Here is a 23476-nt window from a genome sequence, read left to right as displayed (position 1 = left end):
GGGATTTAAGTGGCGCTATTTCATGTCATGCTGCATGGAAAACTTGACAGGGGAGGTTCTTAGGCTTGGCATCGCAGATGCGAGGCAGTCTCTGGATTTGGCTCCACTACCTTGATTCAGTGATATTTTTAGGAAAGACAATGCTTAAGCTTGAAGATATAAGACTGGCCATTATTGGCCTTGGCTATGTCGGACTGCCGCTTGCTGTTGAGTTCGGTAAACTACGTTCAGTCGTAGGATTTGATATCAACGCTGAGCGTATTTCTGCTCTTGAAACGGGACATGATACGACACTAGAGGTAAGTGATGACGACCTCGCCAGTGCAAAGCAGCTGAGTTTCACAACGAGTATTGCAAGTTTGACTGAATGCAATGTATTTATCGTTACTGTCCCGACGCCTATTGATGAGCATCGGCAACCTGATCTGACTCCGCTGGTGAAAGCTTCGGAAACTATCGGGAAAATTTTGAAACGTGGCGATATCGTCATCTATGAGTCAACAGTATACCCAGGTGCAACAGAAGAAGACTGTGTGCCGGTTCTAGAGCAAGTTTCCGGCCTGAAGTTCAATGTCGACTTTTTTGTTGGGTACAGCCCTGAGCGTATCAATCCGGGTGACAAGGAGCATCGTGTTACCACCATAAAGAAGGTAACTTCTGGCTCTACTATAGAAGTTGCAGAGTTGGTAGATGCGCTCTATAAGCAAATCATCATTGCTGGCACACATAAAGCGAGCAGTATCAAGGTAGCTGAAGCAGCCAAGGTGATCGAAAACACCCAGCGCGATCTCAACATTGCATTGATTAATGAGTTAGCCATCATCTTCAATAGGATGGGAATCGATACTGAGGCTGTACTCCAGGCCGCCGGCACCAAATGGAACTTCCTGCCTTTTCGTCCTGGACTGGTCGGTGGACATTGTATCGGAGTCGATCCGTATTATCTCACGCACAAAGCGCAATCCATCGGCTATCACCCTGAGATTATTCTTGCTGGTCGCCGCTTGAATGATGGGATGGGGGCTTATGTGGTATCCCAGCTGGTCAAAGCTATGCTCAAGCGGCGGATCCATGTTGATGGCGCTCGAGTATTGGTTATGGGACTGACCTTCAAGGAAAACTGCCCTGATTTGCGCAACACTAAGGTTGTGGACATCGTTAGGGAGTTGGCAGAGTACAACATAAGCGTTGATATATACGACCCCTGGGTGAGCCCTAAAGAGGCCGAGCATGAATATAACTTGGTCCCTGTAATAGAGCCGGCTATTGGTTCTTATGATGCGATAGTTGTTGCTGTTGCCCATAGCGAATTTCGCACTCTGGGGGCTGCTAATATTAGGAAGTTAGGCAAGGCAAAACATGTGCTTTACGATCTTAAATATATACTTGCGGCTGAAGAATCGGATTTAAGATTGTGATGCAGTTTTTGGGTGTGCTGTCGCCTGTGTTGTAGAAAGCTGTTCTGTATAGTATCTGCAAAGGTTTGATAATGTCTAAATACGAAAAAATCTCTCTCGACCTTCGACAGTCTCCAAAGGTTTGGTTAATAACAGGAGTTGCTGGATTTATTGGTTCCAATCTGCTTGAAACCCTGCTTGGCCTTGATCAGCATGTGGTAGGTCTAGACAGCTTTGTTACCGGCCATCAGCGTAATTTGGATGAAGTCAAAAGTCAGGTCAGTGCTGAGCAATGGCAGCGTTTTACCCTTATAGAGGGCGACATCCGCAGTTTGGATGATTGCAGTAAAGCTTGCGAGGGTGTGGACTACGTACTTCATCAGGCCGCGCTTGGTTCCGTGCCGCGCTCAATAAACGACCCGGTTACTACTAATGGCGCCAATATCGATGGGTTCCTAAATATGCTGGTCGCTGCTCGCGATGCTGAAGTGAAAAGCTTCACCTACGCTGCAAGCAGTTCCACCTATGGCGACCATCCCGGGCTGCCAAAGGTCGAAGATCTGATCGGTAAACCGTTGTCGCCTTATGCTGTGACGAAGTATGTTAACGAACTCTATGCAGATGTGTTTGCTCGCTGTTATGGCTTCGCCACCATAGGTCTCCGATATTTCAACGTGTTCGGCAAGCGCCAGGATCCGAACGGTGCCTACGCTGCGGTGATTCCGAAATGGACCGCCTCGATGATCAGGGGCGAAGATGTATTCATCAATGGCGACGGCGAAACGAGTCGCGATTTCTGTTTCGTGGAAAATGCCGTTCAGGCAAATTTGCTCGCTGCAACTGCCGACCCCAATGCGAAAAACCAAGTCTATAACGTAGCTATTGGTGATCGGACGCCCCTGAATCTGTTGTTCTCCTACCTCAAGGAGACGCTTGTGGCCAACGGTATCGACTATGGTAAGGAAGCAGTTTACCGCGATTTTCGCGAAGGCGATGTACGCCATTCCCAGGCCAATATCAGCAAAGCGGCAAACCTGCTGGGCTACGTTCCCAATTTCAGTATTCAGGCGGGTATCCGACGTGCCATGCCTTGGTACATCGAATTTTTCAAGTGATTTTTAGATGGATACGTATAGTGTATCTATTGAATTCGAATGTTGCGTAAAGACTGCTGCTTGTCTCTGACAGTGGCTGTTTTAATATGAGGGTTACCGACTGAATATGGGCAAAGGGACAATAATCTACATCGGCGGTTTCGAACTACCCGATAGAAATGCCGCGGCCCATCGGGTTCTTGCGAATGGCAAGATCCTGCGAGAACTCGGCTACGAAGTTGTATTCGTTGGCGTCGACAGAGCTCGATCAGTAGGGACCGAACTCTTGCGACACGATTTTTTCGGCTTTGAATGCTGGAGCGTACCCTATCCAGCGGGGGGGGGGGCATGGCTGAAATACGTTCTAGGTTTGGCTACGGTACTCAAGTTCCTTAAGAAGGACCGCTCCACCAAGGTTGTAAGTGTAATTTGCTACAACTACCCAGCTGTGGCTCAGGGACGCATAAAGCTTCTATGTCGGCGTGAAAACATGAAGATGATCGCCGACGCCACGGAGTGGTATGACGCAAGCGCAGGGAGTCTTACTCATCGAGTAATCAAGTTTCTCGACACTTCGTTGCGCATGCATATCGTCCATCGTCTTGCAGACGGGGTCATCACCACCAGCAAATTTTTGACTGCATTTTATGGCCGCAGGGGCAAGACGACAGTTGAACTTCCTACACTATTCGATGGCGAAAAATTTCAATCCCCACCGTCTAGGGAAGATAATCTTCGAAAAGACTTCATTTATGTCGGGTCGCCTTTTGATGTCGGTCGGGTGAACAAGGCGCGGAGCAACCTCAAGGAACGTCTTGATGTTTGCATCGAAGTTTTTTATCAGCTTTATCTTGCAGGTGGAAATTTCAGTTTCGAAATATATGGTATCGGCGTCGACGACTACTTGCGTGTGTTTCCTGAACATGCCGCTATGTTGCAGGAAATGGCGCAATGTACGACTTTCAAGGGCAGGCAACCAAACCAACTGGTACTGAAACGCGTTGCTGAGTGTGACTTCAGTATATTTTTCCGCGATGAAACACGGGTAACCTTGGCTGGTTTTCCCTCTAAATTGGCGGAGTCGATAAGCTGTGGTACTCCTGTAATTTCAAACAAGATGGTGAGCCTGGAACGTCATGCTCAAAACGAAGGTTTATTTCTTGCCGCGCGTGGCGAGGAATTTGCTTTGGTCAAACGAGTTATGACGTTTTCCTCTGCCGAAATAAATGCTATCAAGCAGCGTGCTTACCACTCGCGAGCATTCGACTACAGAAACTACGTAGATGAAGTTTCTGCATTTATGGCTGAGTTAGAGGTTTGAAATGAAAGTTCGTAGATTGTTGAAAATATTCACAGCTCCTCTCAATATGTTGCATGCGGTCTTGTACCCTGTTTCCTATGCAAAAAGAATAGGTGTTGAGCTTAAAGGGCGCGTGACAATATATGGTTCAAGTTATGCTATGTTTAGTTCGGAACCTTATCTGGTAACTTTAGGTGATAACGTATATATAAGTGTTGGGGCGAGTTTCGTTTGTCATGATGGCTCAACGTTGCCTTTCCGAAAGGACATTCCCGACCTAGAGTTGGCAGGAGAAATTCGAGTGGGAGATAATGTTTTTATAGGTGCGGGAGCACTGATCCTCCCAAATGTGACTATTGGTAATGATTGTATAGTGGGGGCTAAGTCTGTAGTAACAAGAAGCGTGCCTGATGGATCTGTTGTCGCAGGGAATCCTGCCCGACTAGTGAGCAAAACGGAAGACTTCTTGCTTCGGGCCCAGCAAAAATCTTTAAAGTTTGGCCATTTGACCGGTAAAGACAAGGTGTTGGCGTACAAGAAATTTTTTGACAAAAAATGAAAATTTTTAGCTATCGATACCTTCCGCTTAATGTATATCTCGGCTATTCATTTTTTGTGTTGCTGAGCTTGTTTTTAGGCCCCATAGAATATAAAAATTTAGATTTTTTGGTCTTGGGGGGATTTATTTTTGTGCTGATTTTTCTGTTTGCACTTGGATATATGGCTGGTGCTCGGGGAGGCTATCGATATTTTTCGATCAATATTTACGAGCGCGCCGTTTCCTATCGGAGGATCAGAAGGTTTTTTCAGGTTCTTTTGATCTTGAGTGTGGTTAGTTCATTGCTGCAATGGTATTCCTTTCTTGCTTCGGGAGGTGGATTGAATCTTGATAGTGTTGGTGACAGTTACGTTAAAGGCTATGAGGGGTATGAAAGAGGGCGGGCTACTATTGATTTTTTTTACGTTTTAGACATTTTTGATCAGGCCTTGGCTACTCTAGCTCTTCTATTCTCCTTTTATTATTTTAGAGTGGTTGGGAGGGGGGCTAGATATGCTATTTTGTTTGTGGTGGCCACATATCTTCTGATTAATGTTGTGGGCACCGGTAAGCAAAAATATCTGGGTGATTTGGTTATATTTATTTTTTTCTGCTTGCTGATCAACTTTGCAGCCAAAGGCAAGAAATTCAAAATGCGGACCTTGGGGGGCGCTGCTGCCGCTCTTTTTATAGTTTTCTTTCTGTTCGTGGAAATTCTTCGTCAGCGCTACCAGGCTGCTGGCATTGGGCTTGATAACATCCAAGAGAAAGCTCATCCATTGATTAGTTGGGATGAAGGCTCAGTGCTCTTTAGTCTTGTTGGTTCCGACTATGCTCTGGCATTAGGTATTTTTCTTGGCTATTTTAGTAATGGGCTATATGGGCTCTATCTAAGCCTGACATTACCTTTTGAGTGGTCTTACTTCTCTGGGAACTCGTATTCTCTTGGGAGGATTATAGAGATTATTTTTTCTGCAGATGGTTTCATTTTGGAACATACTTACCCTTATCGTGTCGGCGCAACTTACGGTTGGGGGTTTGATAAGTGGCACTCAATGTTTTCTTGGCTTGCTTCGGACGTTACTTTTCTTGGTGTGCTTTTAATTACGCCCATGTTTTCGTTTATGTATGCAAGGCTTTGGTTGCAAGCCATAACGGCTAGCAATCCGTTCTCCGGGCCTTTGTTTATTTATCTTTCTTTGGGGCTAATATTCAGCTACGCCAATAATCAGATAATGCACGGTTTGGCTGGTGTGATTGTGCTGGTTGTGCTCTTTTTGGGATGGATGTTCTCGCGAAATTTATCGTATCAGAGCTTGTTAGAAGATGACGGTCTCGGTCGCCATGAGGGAGCGAGATGAGTAGATATTGGAAGTTTGCGCTTGTTTTTTTTCTCATTTTCCTTGGTAAGGTGAGTGGATTTTTCAAGGATGTTTTAATAACTTTTTACCATGGTGTATCTGTTGTTACAGATTCCTACTTTCTGTCGAATTCTATTTCTTCCGTGTTGTACATGGCTATTTACTCTACCATACCGATACTTGTCGTGCCGCTTTATTCGCGACTTTTAATCTCTGAGAGTGGTGTGGTGGTTAAAAGAGAGCTTTCTTCAGCGATGTCTTTCTTTTTCTTTCTTTCCGTGTGCATGGCTTTCTTCGTTTTTGGTGCGGCGGATTGGCTGGTTGATCTGTTTTCTGGTTCGATCAACAGGCAGGTTAAGGAGCTTACCGTTAACTATCTGTCCATTATGGCCGTAACCTTCGGGCTTTCGACTTTGGTTTCTTTCTTTAATTCCATGCAGACAGTTAATAAGGTTGTAATCCCCTCCTACGCCGTGCCGATCGTTAATAATTCTATTTTCTGTGTGGGCCTGTATTTTTTTAGTTCTGCTGCCGACTTTGATAAGGTCCTAATGTTGGGAGTCCTGGCTTGGGTTATATTGCTGATATCAAATTATCTTATATCTCGTAGGGGCTTTTCGTTTCAGTTTGGCGCGGCATTTTCTTTCTTTGCAGACAGAAAGTTCATTTTATTGTTCCTTCCGGCTGTTATTGCGTTTTATGTGGAGCAGGTAAATGGTTTTGTGGGGATATATTTCGCGTCTGAGCTCGGTGTTGGCGCCATATCAGTGTTTGCCTACTCGAATAAGCTAAATATGATATTTCTTTCTGTGTTTTTGGTTTTTTTGACAGCGTCGCTATTTCCTCGTATTGCCGCTGTTTCGGCTCGCGGTGATCAGGATGAGTTGTATCGTTACCTGACTGGATGTATTCGACTGATTGTCATGTGTTCGATTCCCGCAGTTATCTATATGAATTTCTACGCAGTGGAGATCGTGGGGCTTTTGTTTCGGCGTGGTAACTTCATGATCGACGATGTCATCAAAGTCGCTTCGGTTTTTTCCGTGGTGCTGCTTGCGCTTCCCTTCTGCTTGGTTCGGGATATTATGAACCGAGTGTTCTTCTCACATGGCAATACGTTGACGCCTGTTTTGCTGTCTCTGGCTGCTCTATCCATCAATTTCTCGCTTAGTTATACGTTCTATCAAGAGTATGGCTTGGTTGGACTGGCCGCCTCGGCGGTGGTCTCCACTATTTTCAATAGCCTTGTCGTGATTTTCCTGGTTCAACGCAAGATAAAGTTTGATTTGCTTGTTCCCTGCTTGAGGATTCTGGTGATTTGTAGCATCTGTGGCGTCATCGCCTACTTTTTACTAAACTGGCTCCATGGCGTGTTTTCAAATTATTGGCTGATTCTTTTTGTTCCTTTTTTTCTCGTTTATTTTACTTGCCTCTTGATATTCCGAATAAAAGAGGCGCGATTCATAACTGAGCTGTTGCGCAGGCGCCTTGCTTGAGCGGCACAATACTTTGGATTGCGGAGTTTTACTATTTATTAAGGCGGGTTTTCAGGCAGGCGAGTGACATTGGGAATAATTGTGGGTGCCACGGAATTTGGTATTGAATCAAGTGTCGGGGGCTAGATTAATTGCTGTAGTTGGTTTTGTAATTTTGCGAAATTAGAGGGCGGAGTAATGCGTGTATTAGTCCTTGGTGTCTCCGGGATGTTGGGTAACGCGGTGATGGATGTGTTCAGTCAGGATTCGTTTTATGAAACCTGGGGAACGCTTCGCAGTGTCTCTGCTCTGCGCTTTTTCTCGGAGGAGCAGCGCTCTCGGTTGCTGGTGGGAGTCGATGTGCTGGATCAGGATGCGCTGGTGCGGACGCTCGAGGCGGTGCGCCCGGACGTGGTCATCAACTGCGTCGGGTTGATCAAGCAATTGGCAGACGCCAAGGATCCGCTTTCGACGCTGCCAGTGAATGCGATGTTCCCGCATCGCCTTGCAAGGCTCTGCGGGCTAGCGGGTATCCGTATGATTCACGTCAGCACGGATTGTGTCTTTTCTGGACGAAAGGGAGCGTACACGGAAGGCGATCTATCGGATGCCGAAGATCTGTATGGCAAATCCAAGTTCATCGGAGAACTCCATGAGTTGCCACATGCGATCACACTTCGAACTTCGATTATCGGGCATGAACTGAACTCCAACTTTGCGCTGGTGGACTGGTTCCTTTCCCAGACAGCGGACGTGAGAGGTTATGCCAAGGCGATTTTTTCCGGTTTACCGACTGTCGAACTGGCTTCGGTTATCAAGGATTGTGTGCTCACTCGCCCGGAGCTTCATGGGTTGTATCATGTTGCCGCGGCGCCAATCGCTAAGCTGGAACTTCTTCGCTTGATCGCCGACCAGTACAAAAAAGCAATCGACATAGTTCCCGACGAACGCCTGGTAATTGATCGCTCCCTAAACTGTGAGCGTTTCCAACAAGCTACCGGTTATGTCGCGCCGACTTGGCCGAAATTGATCGAGAAAATGTTTGACGGTTATAGCCGGAAAATAAATCGATAGTTGTAGCGACTCCGCGGGTTACGGAAATTGCTGACTGAGGGTGTAGACTTCACTGAAAGAAGTGAAAGATCAGGCAGCTTAATTCGACATTGGGAAATTAGTTGGGGATTTATGTTCGACGATAAAGTCTTGATGATAACGGGTGGTACCGGCTCTTTTGGTAATACTGTACTCAACCGCTTTCTGGATACTGGAGTGCGGGAGATACGTATTTTCAGTCGCGATGAGAAAAAACAGGAAGACATGCGAATTGCTCTATCTAACGATAAAGTAAAATTTTACATCGGCGATGTGCGGGACTACAGCAGCGTTTCTCAGGCCATGGTCGGAGTTGATTATATCTTTCATGCCGCGGCTCTTAAGCAAGTGCCTTCCTGTGAGTTCTACCCCATGGAGGCCGTACGCACTAATGTCATCGGTACGGAAAATGTGCTGAACGCGGCAATTGCCACTGGCGTCAAGCGCGTGGTGGTACTCAGTACGGACAAGGCGGTGTACCCGATAAATGCTATGGGCATCTCCAAAGCCATGGCGGAAAAACTCATGGTCGCCAAGTCGCGGATGATTCCAGAGTCCGGTCCGGTTATTTGTGCGACTCGCTACGGTAATGTGATGGCTTCGCGTGGCTCGGTGATCCCGCTGTTCATCAGCCAGCTCAAGAGTGGCGAGCCGCTGACCGTCACCGATCCGAATATGACCCGATTCTTGATGTCGCTGGAAGATTCCGTGGACCTGGTCCTGCATGCCTTCGAGCATGCCGAACAGGGCGACATCTTTGTGCAGAAGGCCCCTGCCTCGACGGTTGCGGACCTTGCGCAGGCGCTCAAAGAGCTGTTTTCCCGCGACAACCCGGTAAAGGTGATCGGCACTCGGCATGGCGAGAAGTTGTATGAATCGCTGATTTCCCGCGAGGAAATGGCCAAGGCTGAAGACATGGACCGTTATTACCGAATTCCTGCGGATAACCGCGACCTCAACTACAAGAAGTTTTTCGTCGAGGGCGAGCAACATATTTCCGAACTGGACGACTACACCTCGCACAATACCGAGCGTCTGAGCATTCAAGGCATTAAGGATGTACTGCTCAAGCTGGACTACATTCAGGAGCAGCTCGATGCTTAAGGTGATGACGCTGGTCGGCACCCGTCCGGAGCTGATCAAGATGAGCCGCGTGATCGCGGAGTTGGATAAGCAGGTTCAGCATGTGCTGGTGCATTCGGGGCAGAACTACGACTTCGAACTGAACCAGGTTTTTTTCGATGATCTGGAGATTCGCAAGCCGGATCATTTCCTAGGGGCTGCCGGCGATACGGCGGCGAAGACCATCGCCGAAGTGATCGCCAAGGCCGATGAGGTGTTCGAGCTAGAACAACCCGATGCGCTCTTGCTGTATGGCGACACCAACACCTGCCTGGCGGTGATAGCGGCCAAGCGCCGGAAAATCCCGGTCTTCCATATGGAGGCGGGTAATCGTTGTTTCGATCAGCGTGTGCCGGAGGAGTTGAACCGTAAGGTTCTCGACCATCTGAGCGATATCAATATGGTGCTGACCGAGCATGCGCGCCGTTACCTGATTGCCGAGGGCATTCGCCCGGAAACCATCATCAAGACCGGTTCGCACATGCAGGAAGTGCTGGATTACTACATGCCGCGTATCCAGGCTTCGGATGTACTGCAGCGCGAAGGGCTGGAGGAGGGCAAATTCTTCATCGTCAGTACCCATCGGGAAGAGAACGTCGATACGCCCGAGAACCTTCGCGACCTGCTGGAAACCCTGCGGGCGCTAGCTGAAACCTACCAGTACCCGATCATCGTCTCCACGCATCCCCGTACCCGTAAGCGTTTGGAGGCATTGGGCGAGTCGCTGGATCATCCGCTGATTCGCTTCGTCAAACCCTTTGGTCTGCTGGATTACATCAAGCTGCAGATGGCGGCCTTCTGTGTGCTTTCTGATAGCGGCACTATTACGGAAGAGGCTTCGTTGCTCAATCTGCCAGCCATCACAATTAGAAATGCGCATGAGCGGCCTGAGGGGATGGACGAAGGCACGTTGATCATGAGTGGTCTGAAAGTCGAACGTGTCCTTGAGGCAGTTAAAGTCGTCACGAGCCAGCATGATCGAGCCCGTAAGGTTATTCCTACTGTTGCGGATTACCAAGGCGGTCCCGTTTCGATTCAGGTGGTGCGTGTCGTTTTAAGTTATGTGGATTATATCAATCGCACCGTATGGAGAAAGGTGTAGTCGAGAAATTTTCAAGGTGTATTTGCTTGGTCTGGTAGCGGGCGCTTTTTATGTCTCGTGATCAGATAGCAGGGTATATATGAAGAAGCGTTTACTTTTTGTGGTCAATGATGCGGCCTTTTTCTTATCCCATCGGCTACCTATTGCTTTAGGTGCTCAGTGCAGTGGCTACGAAGTACGCGTCGCAAGTATGCCAGGGCCAGCGGTTGCAGAAATCAAAAAGCATGGTTTTTCCCACGTTGAATTGCCATTGACGCGCAGTGGAAAGAATCCAATTTCCGAGCTTTTGGTGCTGTTCTCTATCTATCGATTGTTCCTTAACTGGCGGCCGGATCTTGTTCATCTGGTGACCATAAAACCTGTAATCTATGGAAACATTGCTGCACGTTTGGCGGGTGTGCGTGGCGTGGTCGCTGCCGTTTCCGGGTTGGGATTTGTTTTCATGGCAGCTGGTTTGAAGGCGTCGTTCGTTCGTACCGGCGTGAAATGGCTATACCGTTTTGCATTTGGAAAGAAGAACCTGCGGGTGATATTCCAGAATCCTGACGATAGAGATGTGCTACTCGCTATGGCAGCCCTCGATCCAAGGAAGGTCGAGATGATTAGAGGGGCCGGGGTCGACTTAACCCACTATTCCGTCTTGCCCGAGCCGGATGGTAAAGCAGTTGTCTCACTCGCGGCTCGGTTGTTGGTGGACAAAGGAATTGGCGAGTTTATCGAGGCCGCGCGTCTTCTCAAACGGCGAGGTGTCGAAGCAAGGTTCTGTCTGATCGGCGATACTGATCCTGGAAATCCTTCCTCACTTACTAGTAACGACTTAGATGCATTGCGCGCCGAAGGTCTTGTGGAGCTCTTGGGCTTTCGAAAGGACATTGCACAGTTATTCGCCAACTCTCATATTGTAGTTTTGCCATCTTATCGTGAGGGTTTGCCAAAGGTTTTGGTCGAGGCCGCGGCTTGTGGCCGTGCTGTAGTAACCACAGATGTACCGGGTTGTCGTGATGCAATAGAGCCAGATGTAACCGGCTTACTAGTACCGGTTCGTGATCCTCTCGCATTGGCGGATGCCATTCAGCGTCTCATTGACGATCCCACGTTGCGTCAGCAAATGGGGCGCGCGGGCCGGGAATTAGCCGAGCGTGAGTTTGCGATCGAGAAAGTCGTTCGGCGACATCTAGACATCTACCAAGAATTGGAGAGTGACGCTTGAGCCTGCATAAGGTAATGGTTAGCGGAGCAACCGGCTTTGTCGGTTCTGCCGTGATAGGACGGCTGTTGACTGTGAGTAATATATGCGTGATTGCAGGTAGTCGGAGCAGTGAACCGGTATGGCCCGTTGGCGTGACCCCTCTGTTGTTACCCGACTTTGGGGGGGCGAGTCAGTTAATACCGCTCGTGGGGGTTGATGTTGTAGTTCATTCAGCAGCTCGTGTTCATGTAATGAGAGACCAAGCATCAGACCCGCTTGCCGAGTTCCGCAAGGTCAATGTTGAGGGCACCTTGAATCTCGCACGTCAGGCCGCGGCTGCGGGTGTACGTCGTTTCATCTTTATCAGCTCGATCAAGGTCAACGGTGAAGGCACGCCTGTAGGTGTGCCTTACCTTGCGGATGCCCAGGCTGCGCCTGCTGATCCGTACGGCATCTCCAAGATGGAGGCCGAGCAGGGGTTGCGTGCCCTTGCGGCCGAAACTGGGATGGAGGTGGTGATTATCCGGCCGACACTGGTCTATGGGCCGGGAGTGAAAGCCAACTTCCTCAATATGATGCGCTGGCTGCACAAGGGCGTGCCTCTGCCGTTTGGGGCGATCCATAACAGGCGCAGCCTGGTGGCCTTGGACAACCTGGCCGACCTGATCGTGACCTGTATCGATCACCCGGCCGCGGCGAATCAGACCTTTCTGGTCAGTGATGGCGAGGACCTTTCGACCACCGAGTTGTTGCGTAGGATGGCCGCTGCCTTGGGCAAGCCGGCGTGCTTGTTACCGGTGCCGAGCCGGCTGCTGGAGACGGCGGCAGCGCTGCTGGGTAAGCAGGCGCTGTCTCAACGGCTGTGCGGCTCGCTACAGGTCGATATCGGCAAGACCCGTGAATTATTGGACTGGACACCGCCGGTCAGCGTCGACGAGGCGCTGCGCAAGACGGCGAAGCATTTTCTGGAACAGCAGAGCAAATGACTATCTGGTGGTTGCTGCCGGCGGTGGCCGGCGTTTCGCTTGTTATGACCGGCGCATTGCGCCGTTACGCCTTGAGCCGCAGCCTGATGGACATCCCCAACTCGCGCAGTTCGCACTCGGTGCCGACGCCGCGTGGTGGCGGGGTGGCCATTGTGTTGGCCTTCCTGGCGGCTTCACCGGTTTTGGCCTTGGCCGATCTGTTGCATTGGGCCGTGATGTGGGCGCTGTTGGGGGCTGGCGCAGGGGTGGCTGTGATCGGTTTTCTCGATGACCACGGTCATATCGCTGCGCGTTGGCGATTGTTGGGGCATTTCGTCGCGGCCATTTGGGCCTTGTTCTGGCTGGGCGGGCTGCCGCCGCTGAGCCTGTTCGGCATGAGCTTCGACCTGGGCTGGCTGGGGCATACGTTGGCCGCGCTCTACCTGGTTTGGTTGCTCAATCTCTACAACTTTATGGACGGTATCGACGGTATCGCCAGTTTAGAGGCCATCTGCGTATGTATCGGCGGCGCTTTGCTCTTCGTCTTATCCGGGCATGCGGACGAAGCGGCCTTGCCGTTGCTGATGGCGGCGGCTGTAGCCGGCTTTCTGTTTTGGAATTTTCCACCCGCTCGCATTTTCATGGGGGATGCCGGTAGTGGTTTCCTGGGCGTTTCCCTGGGCATTTTGTCGCTTCAAGCGGCTTGGGTGGCGCCGCAGTTGTTGTGGAGTTGGCTGATTTTGCTCGGTGTGTTCGTGGTGGATGCGACCTTCACCCTATTGCGGCGTTTATTGCGCGGCGACAAGGTTTATGAGGCGCATCGCAGCCATGCTTATCAATATGCCTCACGCCGGTTTGGTCGACATTTGCCCGTAACCCTGGCGGTCGGTGCGATCAATCTGCTGTGGTTGCTACCCATTGCCCTGTGGGTTGGCGCGGGAGGGCTTGATGGGGTTCTGGGTGTAGTACTGGCCTATACACCCCTATTGGCCTTGGCCGTCAGGTTTCGGGCTGGCGAACTGGAGCGTAAATGAAGTCGGAGCGTACTTTACTGGTGCTGGGGGCTGGCGGTCATGGTCAGGCGGTTGCCGAGGCGGCATTGCTATCCGGTGATTGGCAGCATGTGTTGTTCGTGGATGATCGCTGGCCGCAACTGACGGAGTCGTCTGGCATTGCGGTAGTCGGCAATCTGCAGTCTGTGGCCGCCTTGTCCCGCGAGGTCAATGCCGGGATCGCGGCCGTGGGCAACAATGCGCTGCGTCAGCGCTGGCAGGAGGCGCTCACTGCTGCACAGATCCCGCTGGGGCGTGTGGTGCACCCGCGAGCTTGGATTAGCCCTAAGGCTGAAGTTGGGGGTGGTTGTGCCGTTATGGCCATGGCCGTGGTAGGCACCAATGCGCGTCTCGGAGACGGTGTTATTGTGAATGCCGGTGCGATTGTCGATCACGATGCGGTGGTGGCGGATTTCGCGCATCTGGGCGTCGGCGTCAGTTTGGCTGGCGGAGTTCGGGTAGGGGCTGCGGCTTGGTTACAGGCCGGCTGCAATGCAGGTTACGGGGTTGTGGTTGAGCGTGGTGTCGTTGTTCTTCCCGGCACTGCCCTGACTTCCATGGAGTAAGGAACGGATATGGTTTGGCATCGGGTTGATCAATTTCGTCAGCAGCTGTTGCGCTTGCCCCGGCGGAAAAAGCGCGTGCTGCAGGTGGTAGTCGATGTAGTTTTGGTCTGGATCGCCCTGTGGCTGGCCTTTGTTGTGCGCTTGGGCGACTTCGGTGCCGTGCATCCTTTTGCCGGGCATGGCTGGTTGTTCATCAGTGCACCGCTGATTGCGCTGCCTTTGTTCATTCGCTTTGGCATGTACCGGGCTGTGATGCGCTATCTGGGTAACGATGCGCTGATTGCTATTGCCAAGGCTGTTTCGCTTTCGGCCCTTATATTGGCCTTGGTGGTGTACTGGTACCGGGAAAGCCCTATAGCGATACCGCGCTCGATGGTCTTCAACTACTGGTGGCTGAGCCTCGTCCTGCTGGGTGGCCTGCGTCTGATGATGCGGCAGTTCTTTATGGGCGACTGGTTCGATCCCAATGTGAGGACGAATGTTGCCCGCGGTGATGGTCGTGTGCGCGTGGCCATCTATGGCGCTGGGGCGGCAGGCAATCAATTGGTCGCCGCTCTGCGGATGGGGCGCTCCATGTTGCCGGTAGCTTTTATCGACGATGATTCTTCGATTGCCGGCCGGATCATCGCCGGTCTGCGAGTGTACAAGCCCAAGCATATCCAGCAGATGATCGACGAAACCGGAGCTGAAGAGGTGTTGCTGGCTATCCCTTCGACCTCGCGTGCTCGCCGCCGGGAAATGTTGGGCATGCTGGAAGCTTACCCGTTGCACGTCCGTTCGGTGCCGGGATTCATGGACTTGGCCAGTGGCAAGGTCAAGGTCGATGATCTGCAAGAGGTGGATATCGCCGACTTGCTCGGCCGTGATGCGGTACCGCCACAGCAGGAGTTGTTCGAGCGCTGCATCAAGGGGCAATCGGTACTGGTGACTGGCGCAGGCGGCTCGATTGGGTCCGAACTGTGCCGGCAGATTCTGTCCTCTGGCGCCCGAGTTCTGATCCTATTCGAGCACTCTGAGTTCAACCTCTACAGCATTCATCGCGAGTTGGAGCGGCGCATCGTGCGTCAGTCGCTGAGCATTCAGCTGGTGCCGATACTCGGCTCGATTCGCAATCCGTCGCGGTTGCAAGATGTATTGCGCACCTGGCAGGTCAATACCGTTTATCACGCCGCTGCCTATAAGCATGTGCCGATGGTCGAGCACAATATCGCTGAAGGGGTGCTGAACAACCTGTTGGGCACGTTGTATACCGCGCAGGCGGCGATCAAGGCTGGTGTGGCGAATTTTGTCTTGATCTCAACGGACAAGGCGGTGCGTCCGACCAATGTCATGGGGAGCACCAAGCGACTGGCTGAGATGGTCTTGCAGGCCTTGAGTCGCGAGGCCGCGCCTGCGCTGTTCGGCGACGCAGGTGTGCATCAGGTCAACAAGACTCGTTTCACCATGGTGCGCTTTGGTAATGTCCTGGGGTCATCGGGCTCTGTGATCCCCTTGTTTCGTGAGCAGATCAAGCGCGGCGGCCCGGTCACGGTGACCCACCCGAACATCACCCGCTACTTCATGACTATCCCGGAGGCTGCGCAGTTGGTGATTCAGGCGGGCTCGATGGGGAAGGGCGGCGATGTATTTGTGCTCGACATGGGGTCACCGGTCAAGATCGTCGATCTGGCGGAGAAGATGATCAGGCTGTCCGGTCTCAGCGTGCGCTCTGAGTCCAATCCGCATGGAGATATCGCCATCGAGTTCTCCGGTTTGCGCCCTGGTGAAAAGCTCTACGAGGAATTGCTGATCGGCGATAACGTGCAACCGACCGAGCATCCCATGATTATGCGGGCCAATGAGGAATACCTTGCTTGGGACGTGTTCAAGGAGCGTCTTGCTTCCTTGCTTACTGCGGTTGAAGCAGATGACTTTGTGCGAGTTCGGCAGTTGCTGCGCGAAACCGTGAGCGGCTATGTGCCGGACGGTGAAATTGTCGATCACATTTATATCCAGCGCCGAACCGATGCATGAGAGGTAGTTTGACAATCTGAGAGTAGCGTCTAATTTTTCCCTCGTGGAGCTTGGAAGTCCCACATGGATCAACTTACGACAAGGAAAGCACATCATGCTGAAAGCTCGTCTTTCTTCCCTGCTGTTCGCTGTTCTCGCTTCTCTCTCCGTAGCTGCCGCCGCAGCTGAGTCTCCCAAAACCGAAAGTGCCAAGCCTGCGGCAGTTCAGTCTGCACAGGTAGTCACCGTCAATCTGAACACTGCCGATGCAGCGACCCTGCAGAAGGAGCTGGCAGGTATTGGCGCGACCAAGGCGCAGGCGATCGTTGCCTACCGTGAGGAGCATGGTAACTTCGCTTCGGTTGACGAGCTGCTCGAAGTCAAGGGAATTGGCCCGGCAACTCTGGAGAAGAACCGCGACAAGTTGAGTGTGAACTGACACCAAGTGGTGTTGCTATTGAGGCCGGTCTTTGACCGGCCTTTTTCGTTTTGGGAATAGTTGCACGAGTTATTACGATTTTTCAGATCTCTTGGGGAGGTCAAGCTGGGGTGAAAACCAGGGATTACACGTGATCCGATGCTATCGCTATTTGCTTCGGGACACGGCTCCAGATCGGTGGGAAGGGCATGAGCTGGGGGCAGGATTCCTGGTTAGAATCCGCAGGCAATAAAAAACCCAGCGCTAGGCTGGGTTCTGGAATTTGGCTCCGCGACCTGGACTCGAACCAGGGACCCAATGATTAACAGTCATTTGCTCTACCGACTGAGCTATCGCGGAACAACGGCGCGTATGTTACTGATTAAAAAAGAGAAGTCAACACTCCGCTGGGACTTTCGTGTGCAGGGTGCGTTGTGCGCACCGAGTGCATCGACCCTTGGTGGTTAGGCATTCTTGAGCCCCGACTGGACTACCCCGCTCCGGTAGACATCCCCGGCCTATGCTTGGACTATCCACTTAATAGTTGCTCATACAAAAACGCCGGCTATGAGCCGGCGTTTTCTTGGGTTTCGCTGAAACTTAAAGAACGGCGTGGATCGCGCGAGTGACGCTGTCCAGGTTGCCGTTGTTCAGCGCGGCGACGCAGATGCGGCCGGTGCCGACGGCGTAGATGCCGAACTCTTCCTTGAGGCGCTCGACCTGCTCAACGGTGAGGCCGGAGTAGGAGAACATGCCGCGCTGCTCGGCGACGAAGCCGAAGTCGCGCTTGGCGCCCAGGGCCGCCAGCTGCTCGACCATGGCCAGGCGCATACTGCGAATACGCTCGCGCATCTCGCCCAGCTCGGCTTCCCACATGGCGCGCAGCTCGGAGCTGTTGAGCACGCTGGCGACCACGGTGGCGCCGTGGGTCGGCGGGTTGGAGTAGTTGGTGCGGATCACGCGCTTGAGCTGCGAGAGCACGCGGGTCGACTCTTCGCGGCTGCTGGTGACCAGCGACAGGGCGCCGACGCGTTCGCCATACAGCGAGAACGACTTGGAGAAGGAGCTGGAGACGAAGAATTCCAGGCCTGACTCGGCGAACAGGCGTACGGCTTCGGCGTCTTGCTCGATGCCGTCGCCAAAGCCCTGGTAGGCGATGTCGAGGAAGGGCACGTGCTCGCGCTCGCGCAGCACGTCCAGTACGGCTTTCCAGTCATCCAGCTGCAGGTCGACGCCGGTGGGGTTGTGGCAGCAGGCATGCAGCACAACGATGGAGCGGGCCGGCAGGTTGCGCAGGTCTTCGAGCATGCCGCCACGGTTCACGCCATTGCTGAACGGATCGTAGTAGCGGTAGTTCTGCACCGGGAAACCGGCGGATTCGAACAGGGCGCGGTGGTTTTCCCAGCTCGGGTCGCTGATGGCCACGGTGGCGTCCGGCAGCAGGCGCTTGAGGAAGTCGGCGCCGATCTTCAGTGCGCCGGTACCGCCCAGGGCCTGGGTGGTGATCACGCGGCCGGCTTCGATCAGGGCTGCGCCCTTGCCGAACAGCAGTTCCTGCACGGCCTTGTCGTAGGCGGCGATGCCCTCGATCGGCAGGTAGCCACGCGGAGCATGGGCCTCGATGCGAGCCTTTTCGGCTTCTGCGACGGCGCGCAGCAGCGGAATTCGCCCCTCCTCGTTGTAGTAGACGCCCACGCCAAGGTTGACCTTGGTGGTGCGGGTGTCCGCGTTGAATGCTTCGTTGAGGCCCAGGATGGGATCGCGCGGAGCCATTTCGACGGCAGAGAAGAGACTCATGATGGGTGCGGCAGCTCGAGTGAGGGGTGGGTGGCCAGACGCCCCGCGTAAACAAAGCGCTAGGGGGCGCGTAAACGGGGCGTTAGTATAACGACCCTGAACTCAGGGGGCGACAGCGCAAAGCCCTGAATTAAGGCCTTTTGCCAGGTAATTCGACTCTACTTGGACCTATCGCCAGATCGCCCTGCAATTCATGGCTTTTGACGCAGTCCGAAGGGATGCGTCACAGCCATTTGTCGAGGTGCTGCATGTCCGAATTTCAGTTGGTGACCCGCTTCAAACCGGCCGGCGATCAGCCCGAGGCGATCCGGCAGATGATCGAGGGGCTGGAAGCCGGGCTTTCGCACCAGACCCTGCTGGGCGTGACCGGCTCGGGCAAGACCTTTTCCGTGGCCAACGTGATTGCCCAGGTGCAGCGGCCAACCCTGGTGCTGGCGCCGAACAAGACCCTGGCCGCGCAGCTCTACGGCGAGTTCAAGGCGTTCTTCCCGAACAACGCGGTGGAGTATTTCGTCTCCTATTACGACTACTACCAGCCGGAAGCCTATGTGCCGTCGTCGGACACCTTCATCGAGAAGGATGCCTCGATCAACGACCATATCGAGCAGATGCGCCTGTCGGCGACCAAGGCGCTGATCGAGCGCAAGGACGTCATCGTGGTCTGCACCGTGTCGTCGATCTACGGCCTGGGCAGCCCCGAGGAGTACCTGAAAATGGTGCTGCACCTCGACCGTGGCGACAAGATGGACCAGCGCGCGTTGCTGCGCCGCCTGGCCGAGCTGCAGTACACGCGCAACGACATGGATTTCGCCCGCGCCACCTTCCGCGTGCGCGGCGACGTGATCGATATCTTTCCGGCGGAATCGGATCTGGAGGCCATTCGCGTCGAGCTGTTCGACGACGAGGTGGAGAGCATCAGCGCCTTCGATCCGCTGACCGGCGAGGTGATCCAGAAGCTGCCGCGCTTCACCTTCTACCCCAAGAGCCACTACGTCACCCCGCGCGAGACCCTGCTGGAGGCGGTGGAGCAGATCAAGGTGGAGTTGCAGCAGCGCCTGGAGTACCTGCGCGGGGCGAACAAGCTGGTGGAGGCGCAGCGCCTTGAGCAGCGCACGCGCTTCGACCTGGAGATGATCCTCGAACTGGGCTACTGCAACGGCATCGAGAACTACTCACGCTACCTGTCGGGGCGTCCGGCCGGTGCGCCGCCACCGACGCTGTACGACTACCTGCCGGACGATGCGCTGCTGGTGATCGACGAATCCCACGTTTCGGTGCCACAGGTCGGCGCCATGTACAAGGGCGACCGTTCGCGCAAGGAAACCCTGGTCGAATACGGCTTCCGTCTGCCCTCTGCGCTGGACAACCGGCCGATGCGTTTCGAGGAATGGGAGGCCGCCAGCCCACAGACCATCTTCGTCTCCGCCACGCCGGGGCCTTACGAGGCCGAGCATGCCGGGCGCGTGATCGAGCAGGTGGTGCGCCCCACCGGTCTGGTCGACCCGGCAGTGGAGGTGCGACCGGCGCGCACTCAGGTCGACGACCTGCTGTCGGAAATTCGTCTGCGTGTGGCGGCAGGGGATCGCGTGCTGGTCACCACCCTGACCAAGCGCATGGCCGAAGACCTGACCGACTACCTGGGCGACCACGACGTCAAGGTGCGTTACCTGCACTCGGATATCGACACGGTTGAGCGGGTGGAGATCATCCGCGATCTGCGCCTGGGCACGTTCGACGTGCTGGTGGGCATCAACCTGCTGCGCGAGGGCCTGGACATGCCTGAAGTGTCGCTGGTGGCGATACTCGATGCGGACAAGGAGGGCTTCCTGCGCAGCGAGCGTTCGCTGATCCAGACCATCGGTCGTGCGGCGCGTAACCTCAACGGCCGAGCGATTCTGTACGCCGACAACATGACCGGCTCGATGCAGCGCGCCATTGGCGAGACCGAGCGGCGCCGCGCCAAGCAGATCGCCTTCAACGAGGCCAACGGCATCGTGCCCAAGGGTGTGCAGAAGGACGTCAAGGACATCCTCGAAGGCGCCGTGGTGCCGGGCGCGCGCAGCAACAAGCGCAAGGGCATGGCCAAGGCGGCGGAGGAGAGCGCGCGTTACGAGAGCGAGCTGCGCTCGCCGAGCGAGATCACCAAGCGCATTCGTCAGCTGGAAGAGAAGATGTACGCCCTGGCGCGCGATCTGGAGTTCGAGGCCGCGGCGCAGTTGCGTGACGAGATCCAGAAACTGCGCGATCGCTTGTTGCAGGTGTAGCGCCGGCCGTCCGGCTACATCCTGCTTGTGGCTTCGTAGGAGCCCGCTTGCGGGCGATCTGCCCGGACTCGATCGCCTTCAAGCAGGCTCCTACATTCGAGCGGTGTCAATGCGCCGCGCCACCACTGGCCATGTTCTGCGGCAGCTTTCGCGTCAGCAGGATCGCCAGCATGCTCACGCCCAGGGCGATGCCGATGAAGTGGAAGGCATCGTTGTAGGCCATGATGGTCGCCTGCTCATGGACGATCTGACTGAGCCTGGCCAAGGCCGCCTGCTCGCTGCCCAATGTCTGCGTCAGCAGCTGCAGCCGCTCCTCGACCTGCGGGTTGGTCGGCACGACGGATTCGCGCAGGTAGTCGAAATAGACCTTGGCGCGACCATCGAGGAGGGTGGCGAGCAGGGCGATGCCGATGGCGCCACCCAGGTTGCGCAGGATGTTGAACAGGCTGGACGCCGAGCCGGCATCCTGCGGCAGGATGTAGACGGTGGCGATCAGCGATACTGTCACCATCACCAGCGGCTGGCCAAGTGCGCGGATGATCTGGATGTGCTGGAACTGCTCGCCGGCGAAGTCCGGGTTGAGCACGCCGGAGAAGAAGCTCGCCGCGCCGAACAGGGCGAAACCCAGAGCGCACAGCCATTTCGGCGAGATGACCTTCATCAGCCTGGGCACCAGCGGAATCAGGAACAGCTGCGGCACACCCATCCACATGATCACTTCACCGATCTGCATGGCGTTGTAGCCCTGGATCTGCGCCAGGTACAGCGGCAGCACATAGATCGAGCCGTACAGACCGACACCTAGCCCCAGGCTGGAAATACTGGCCAGGCCGAAATTGCGCTCGCGCAGTACGCCCAGGTTGATCAGCGGGTTGGGCCGCGAGAGCTGCAGGATGACGAACAGGATCAGGCTGATCAGCGCCACGCTGCCGAGGCCGACGATCAGGTGCGACTCCAGCCAGTCCTTGCGATGGCCTTCCTCGAGAAACACCTGCAAGCAGCCCAGGCCCAGGCCGAGGGTGATGATGCCGGCGTAGTCGGTGGTCTTCAGCAGCTCCCAGTGCGGCGCCTTCTTCTCCAGGCCGTAAAGCAGCCCGGCGATCATGATCAGGCCGGGCGGCACGTTGATGTAGAAGATGTATTCCCAGCCCCAGTTCTCCGTCAGCCAGCCGCCGAGCGTCGGGCCGATGGAGGGGGCGAAGGTGGCGGTGATGGCGAACAGGGCCATGCCCTTGGCGCGGTGGTGCTCGGGCAGCTTGATCAGCGTCATGGTGAACGCCAGCGGGATCAGCGCGCCGCCGGTGAAGCCCTGCAGGGCGCGGAAGACGATCATGCTCTCCAGGCTCCAGGCCAGGGAGCAGAGCAGCGAGGCGATCAGAAAGCCCACCGACACCCACACCGCCAGGCGCCGCGCCGAGAGCAGCTGCACCAGCCAGGCGGTCAGCGGGATCATGATGATCTCGGCCACCAGGTAGGAGGTGGAAATCCACGAACCCTCTGCCAGGGTGGCGGACAGCGCACCCTGGATGTCCTTGAGCGACGAGTTGGTGATCTGGATATCCAGTACTGCCATGAAGGCGCCGAGCATGGCGCTCATCACCGCAATCCAGTCGCGGCGCCTGGGTTCCGCCGTGGGGCGGATCAGCGCATCACCCGCCATGGCTGTCGTCGCTGCGCAGATCGACCGTGACTTCCACCGACATGCCGGGGCGGATCAGTCCACGCAGCGGATTGTCGGCAGCAAAGGTCAGTTTCACCGGGATGCGCTGCACCACCTTGGTGAAGTTGCCGGTGGCGTTGTCTGGCGGCAGCAGGCTGAATTGCGCGCCGGAGGCGGCGAACAGGCTGTCGATGCGGCCTTCGATGGGCGTGTCGGGATAGCTGTCGAACAGCAACTCGGCCGTCTGCCCCGGATGCATGCGGCCGATCTGGGTTTCCTTGAAGTTGGCCTGGATCCAGATGGCCTGATCCGGTACCAGCGACAGCAGGTAGGCGCCGCTTTGCACCACCTGGCCTTCACGCGCCGAGCGCTGGCCGACCATGCCGCTGATCGGCGCGTGAATCTGCGTGCGCGAGAGATTGAGGTCGGCCTGCTCCAGGTCGGCCTGAGCGGACAGGATCAGCGCGTCCAGGCGCTTGAGCTCGGCTTCCAGACTGGCGACCTGCTGGCGCTGAGCCTGCAGATCGGCCTGGGCCTTGGCCACTTGCGAGCGGGCCACGCGGTTGTCGGCGGCCAGGGTGGTGACGCGTTCTTCGGAGACGTAACCCGGCTTGCGCAGGGTCTGGGCGCGGCCGAGATCGAGCTTGGCACGTTCGAGCGTGGCCTGGCTGGCGGCAACGTCGGCCTGGCTGGCCGCGATCAGGCTGGCCTGCTGGTCGAGCTTGCTCTGCGCCTGAGCGCGTTCGGCCTGGTGGGTTTGCAAGGCGGCGAGGGCGCGCTGGCGAGCCAGGCGGAAGTCGGCATCCTCAAGTACCGCCAGCAACTGACCAGCCTCCACGTGCTGGTTGTCGCGCACCAGCACCTTGTCGATGCGCGCATTCAACTGGCTGGAGACGCGGGTGATCTCGCCCTGTACGTAGGCGTTGTCGGTGCTCTCGTGGTAACGGCCGACCAGCAGCCACTGGGTGAACAGGGCGCCGACGATCAGCGCCAGCAGGATCAGGAAGACGAGAAGACGGCGTTGCAGTTTGGCGGGCATGCTTGCGGCTCGGGTGTGCTCGGGAAAATGTAAGCAAATTTAACAGTGTTCCC

At 54.8% G+C, this 23476-nt stretch carries 19 protein-coding genes and 1 tRNA gene; 16 read left to right on the top strand and 4 right to left on the bottom strand.

Annotation, left to right across the window (positions count from 1 at the left end; genetic code table 11):
• Positions 1–140 precede the first annotated feature (140 nt).
• The 15 genes from tviB (at position 141) to N7333_RS11235 (ending at position 16684) form a co-directional block, all read left to right on the top strand.
• On the top strand, positions 141–1418 hold the full coding sequence (gene tviB, locus N7333_RS11305) for a Vi polysaccharide biosynthesis UDP-N-acetylglucosamine C-6 dehydrogenase TviB (RefSeq protein ID WP_279858846.1): 1278 nt from the start codon (positions 141–143) through the stop codon (positions 1416–1418).
• Positions 1419–1489: 71 nt separating this feature from the next.
• Positions 1490–2512, top strand: coding sequence for an NAD-dependent epimerase/dehydratase family protein (locus N7333_RS11300; protein ID WP_148117875.1), 1023 nt, complete (start codon positions 1490–1492; stop codon positions 2510–2512).
• 469 nt (positions 2513–2981) lie between these two features.
• Entirely contained in the window at positions 2982–3812 is an 831-nt protein-coding gene (locus N7333_RS11295; RefSeq protein WP_157666343.1) for a hypothetical protein, read from the top strand.
• A gap of 1 nt (position 3813) precedes the next feature.
• Positions 3814–4350, top strand: a complete 537-nt coding sequence (locus tag N7333_RS11290; protein ID WP_148117877.1) for an acyltransferase — start codon at positions 3814–3816, stop codon at positions 4348–4350.
• Complete coding sequence (locus N7333_RS11285) at positions 4347–5690, top strand: hypothetical protein (RefSeq protein WP_157666344.1); 1344 nt, start codon at positions 4347–4349, stop codon at positions 5688–5690. Before N7333_RS11290 ends, N7333_RS11285 begins: the two co-directional genes overlap by 4 nt.
• Positions 5687–7186, top strand: a complete 1500-nt coding sequence (locus N7333_RS11280; RefSeq protein ID WP_279858843.1) for a lipid II flippase MurJ — start codon at positions 5687–5689, stop codon at positions 7184–7186. Before N7333_RS11285 ends, N7333_RS11280 begins: the two co-directional genes overlap by 4 nt.
• 177 nt (positions 7187–7363) lie before the next feature.
• Positions 7364–8239 carry an SDR family oxidoreductase gene (locus N7333_RS11275; RefSeq protein WP_148117881.1) on the top strand — a complete coding sequence of 292 codons (876 nt, stop codon included), beginning with the start codon at positions 7364–7366 and terminating at the stop codon, positions 8237–8239.
• A 111-nt stretch (positions 8240–8350) separates the two neighbouring features.
• The gene (locus N7333_RS11270; protein ID WP_148117882.1) at positions 8351–9361 is read left to right on the top strand and encodes a polysaccharide biosynthesis protein; all 1011 of its coding nucleotides are present in this window, start codon (positions 8351–8353) and stop codon (positions 9359–9361) included.
• Positions 9354–10481: a UDP-N-acetylglucosamine 2-epimerase (non-hydrolyzing) gene (gene wecB / locus N7333_RS11265; RefSeq protein ID WP_148117883.1), complete on the top strand. Its 1128-nt coding sequence runs from the start codon at positions 9354–9356 to the stop codon at positions 10479–10481. The genes N7333_RS11270 and wecB overlap by 8 nt, the downstream gene beginning before the upstream one ends.
• 79 nt (positions 10482–10560) lie before the next feature.
• Positions 10561–11691, top strand: coding sequence for a glycosyltransferase family 4 protein (locus tag N7333_RS11260; protein WP_148117884.1), 1131 nt, complete (start codon positions 10561–10563; stop codon positions 11689–11691).
• Positions 11692–11705: 14 nt separating this feature from the next.
• Entirely contained in the window at positions 11706–12656 is a 951-nt protein-coding gene (locus tag N7333_RS11255; protein WP_148119417.1) for an SDR family oxidoreductase, read from the top strand.
• Positions 12653–13669 (top strand): glycosyltransferase family 4 protein, encoded by a 1017-nt coding sequence (locus N7333_RS11250; RefSeq protein WP_148117885.1) that lies wholly within the window; start codon positions 12653–12655, stop codon positions 13667–13669. Before N7333_RS11255 ends, N7333_RS11250 begins: the two co-directional genes overlap by 4 nt.
• Positions 13666–14253 (top strand): acetyltransferase, encoded by a 588-nt coding sequence (locus tag N7333_RS11245; RefSeq protein WP_148117886.1) that lies wholly within the window; start codon positions 13666–13668, stop codon positions 14251–14253. The genes N7333_RS11250 and N7333_RS11245 overlap by 4 nt, the downstream gene beginning before the upstream one ends.
• 9 nt (positions 14254–14262) lie before the next feature.
• Positions 14263–16266 (top strand): nucleoside-diphosphate sugar epimerase/dehydratase, encoded by a 2004-nt coding sequence (locus N7333_RS11240; protein ID WP_148117887.1) that lies wholly within the window; start codon positions 14263–14265, stop codon positions 16264–16266.
• 94 nt (positions 16267–16360) lie between these two features.
• On the top strand, positions 16361–16684 hold the full coding sequence (locus N7333_RS11235) for a helix-hairpin-helix domain-containing protein (RefSeq protein ID WP_148117888.1): 324 nt from the start codon (positions 16361–16363) through the stop codon (positions 16682–16684).
• A 263-nt stretch (positions 16685–16947) separates the two neighbouring features.
• Here N7333_RS11235 and N7333_RS11230 read toward each other — a convergent pair.
• Together N7333_RS11230 and N7333_RS11225 are read right to left on the bottom strand one after the other, a co-directional pair.
• Positions 16948–17023 (bottom strand) — tRNA-Asn (locus N7333_RS11230).
• 240 nt (positions 17024–17263) lie between these two features.
• Positions 17264–18460: an aspartate/tyrosine/aromatic aminotransferase gene (locus N7333_RS11225; RefSeq protein ID WP_279858841.1), complete on the bottom strand. Its 1197-nt coding sequence runs from the start codon at positions 18458–18460 to the stop codon at positions 17264–17266.
• A gap of 248 nt (positions 18461–18708) precedes the next feature.
• On the opposite strand from N7333_RS11225, the gene uvrB reads away from it, so the two are divergent.
• Positions 18709–20724, top strand: a complete 2016-nt coding sequence (uvrB, locus tag N7333_RS11220) for an excinuclease ABC subunit UvrB (protein WP_003243597.1) — start codon at positions 18709–18711, stop codon at positions 20722–20724.
• 106 nt (positions 20725–20830) lie between these two features.
• Here the strand turns inward: uvrB and N7333_RS11215 are convergent, their stop codons facing one another.
• Together N7333_RS11215 and N7333_RS11210 are read right to left on the bottom strand one after the other, a co-directional pair.
• The gene (locus tag N7333_RS11215; protein ID WP_279858857.1) at positions 20831–22324 is read right to left on the bottom strand and encodes an MDR family MFS transporter; all 1494 of its coding nucleotides are present in this window, start codon (positions 22322–22324) and stop codon (positions 20831–20833) included.
• 49 nt (positions 22325–22373) lie between these two features.
• The gene (locus N7333_RS11210; protein WP_279858839.1) at positions 22374–23423 is read right to left on the bottom strand and encodes an HlyD family secretion protein; all 1050 of its coding nucleotides are present in this window, start codon (positions 23421–23423) and stop codon (positions 22374–22376) included.
• Between the last annotated feature and the right edge of the window lie 53 nt (positions 23424–23476).

The sequence above is a fragment of the Pseudomonas sp. GD04158 genome (assembly GCF_029834875.1).
Classification (GTDB): Bacteria; Pseudomonadota; Gammaproteobacteria; order Pseudomonadales; family Pseudomonadaceae; genus Aquipseudomonas; species Aquipseudomonas hydrolytica.
This window is presented reverse-complemented; position numbering and strand designations above follow the sequence as displayed.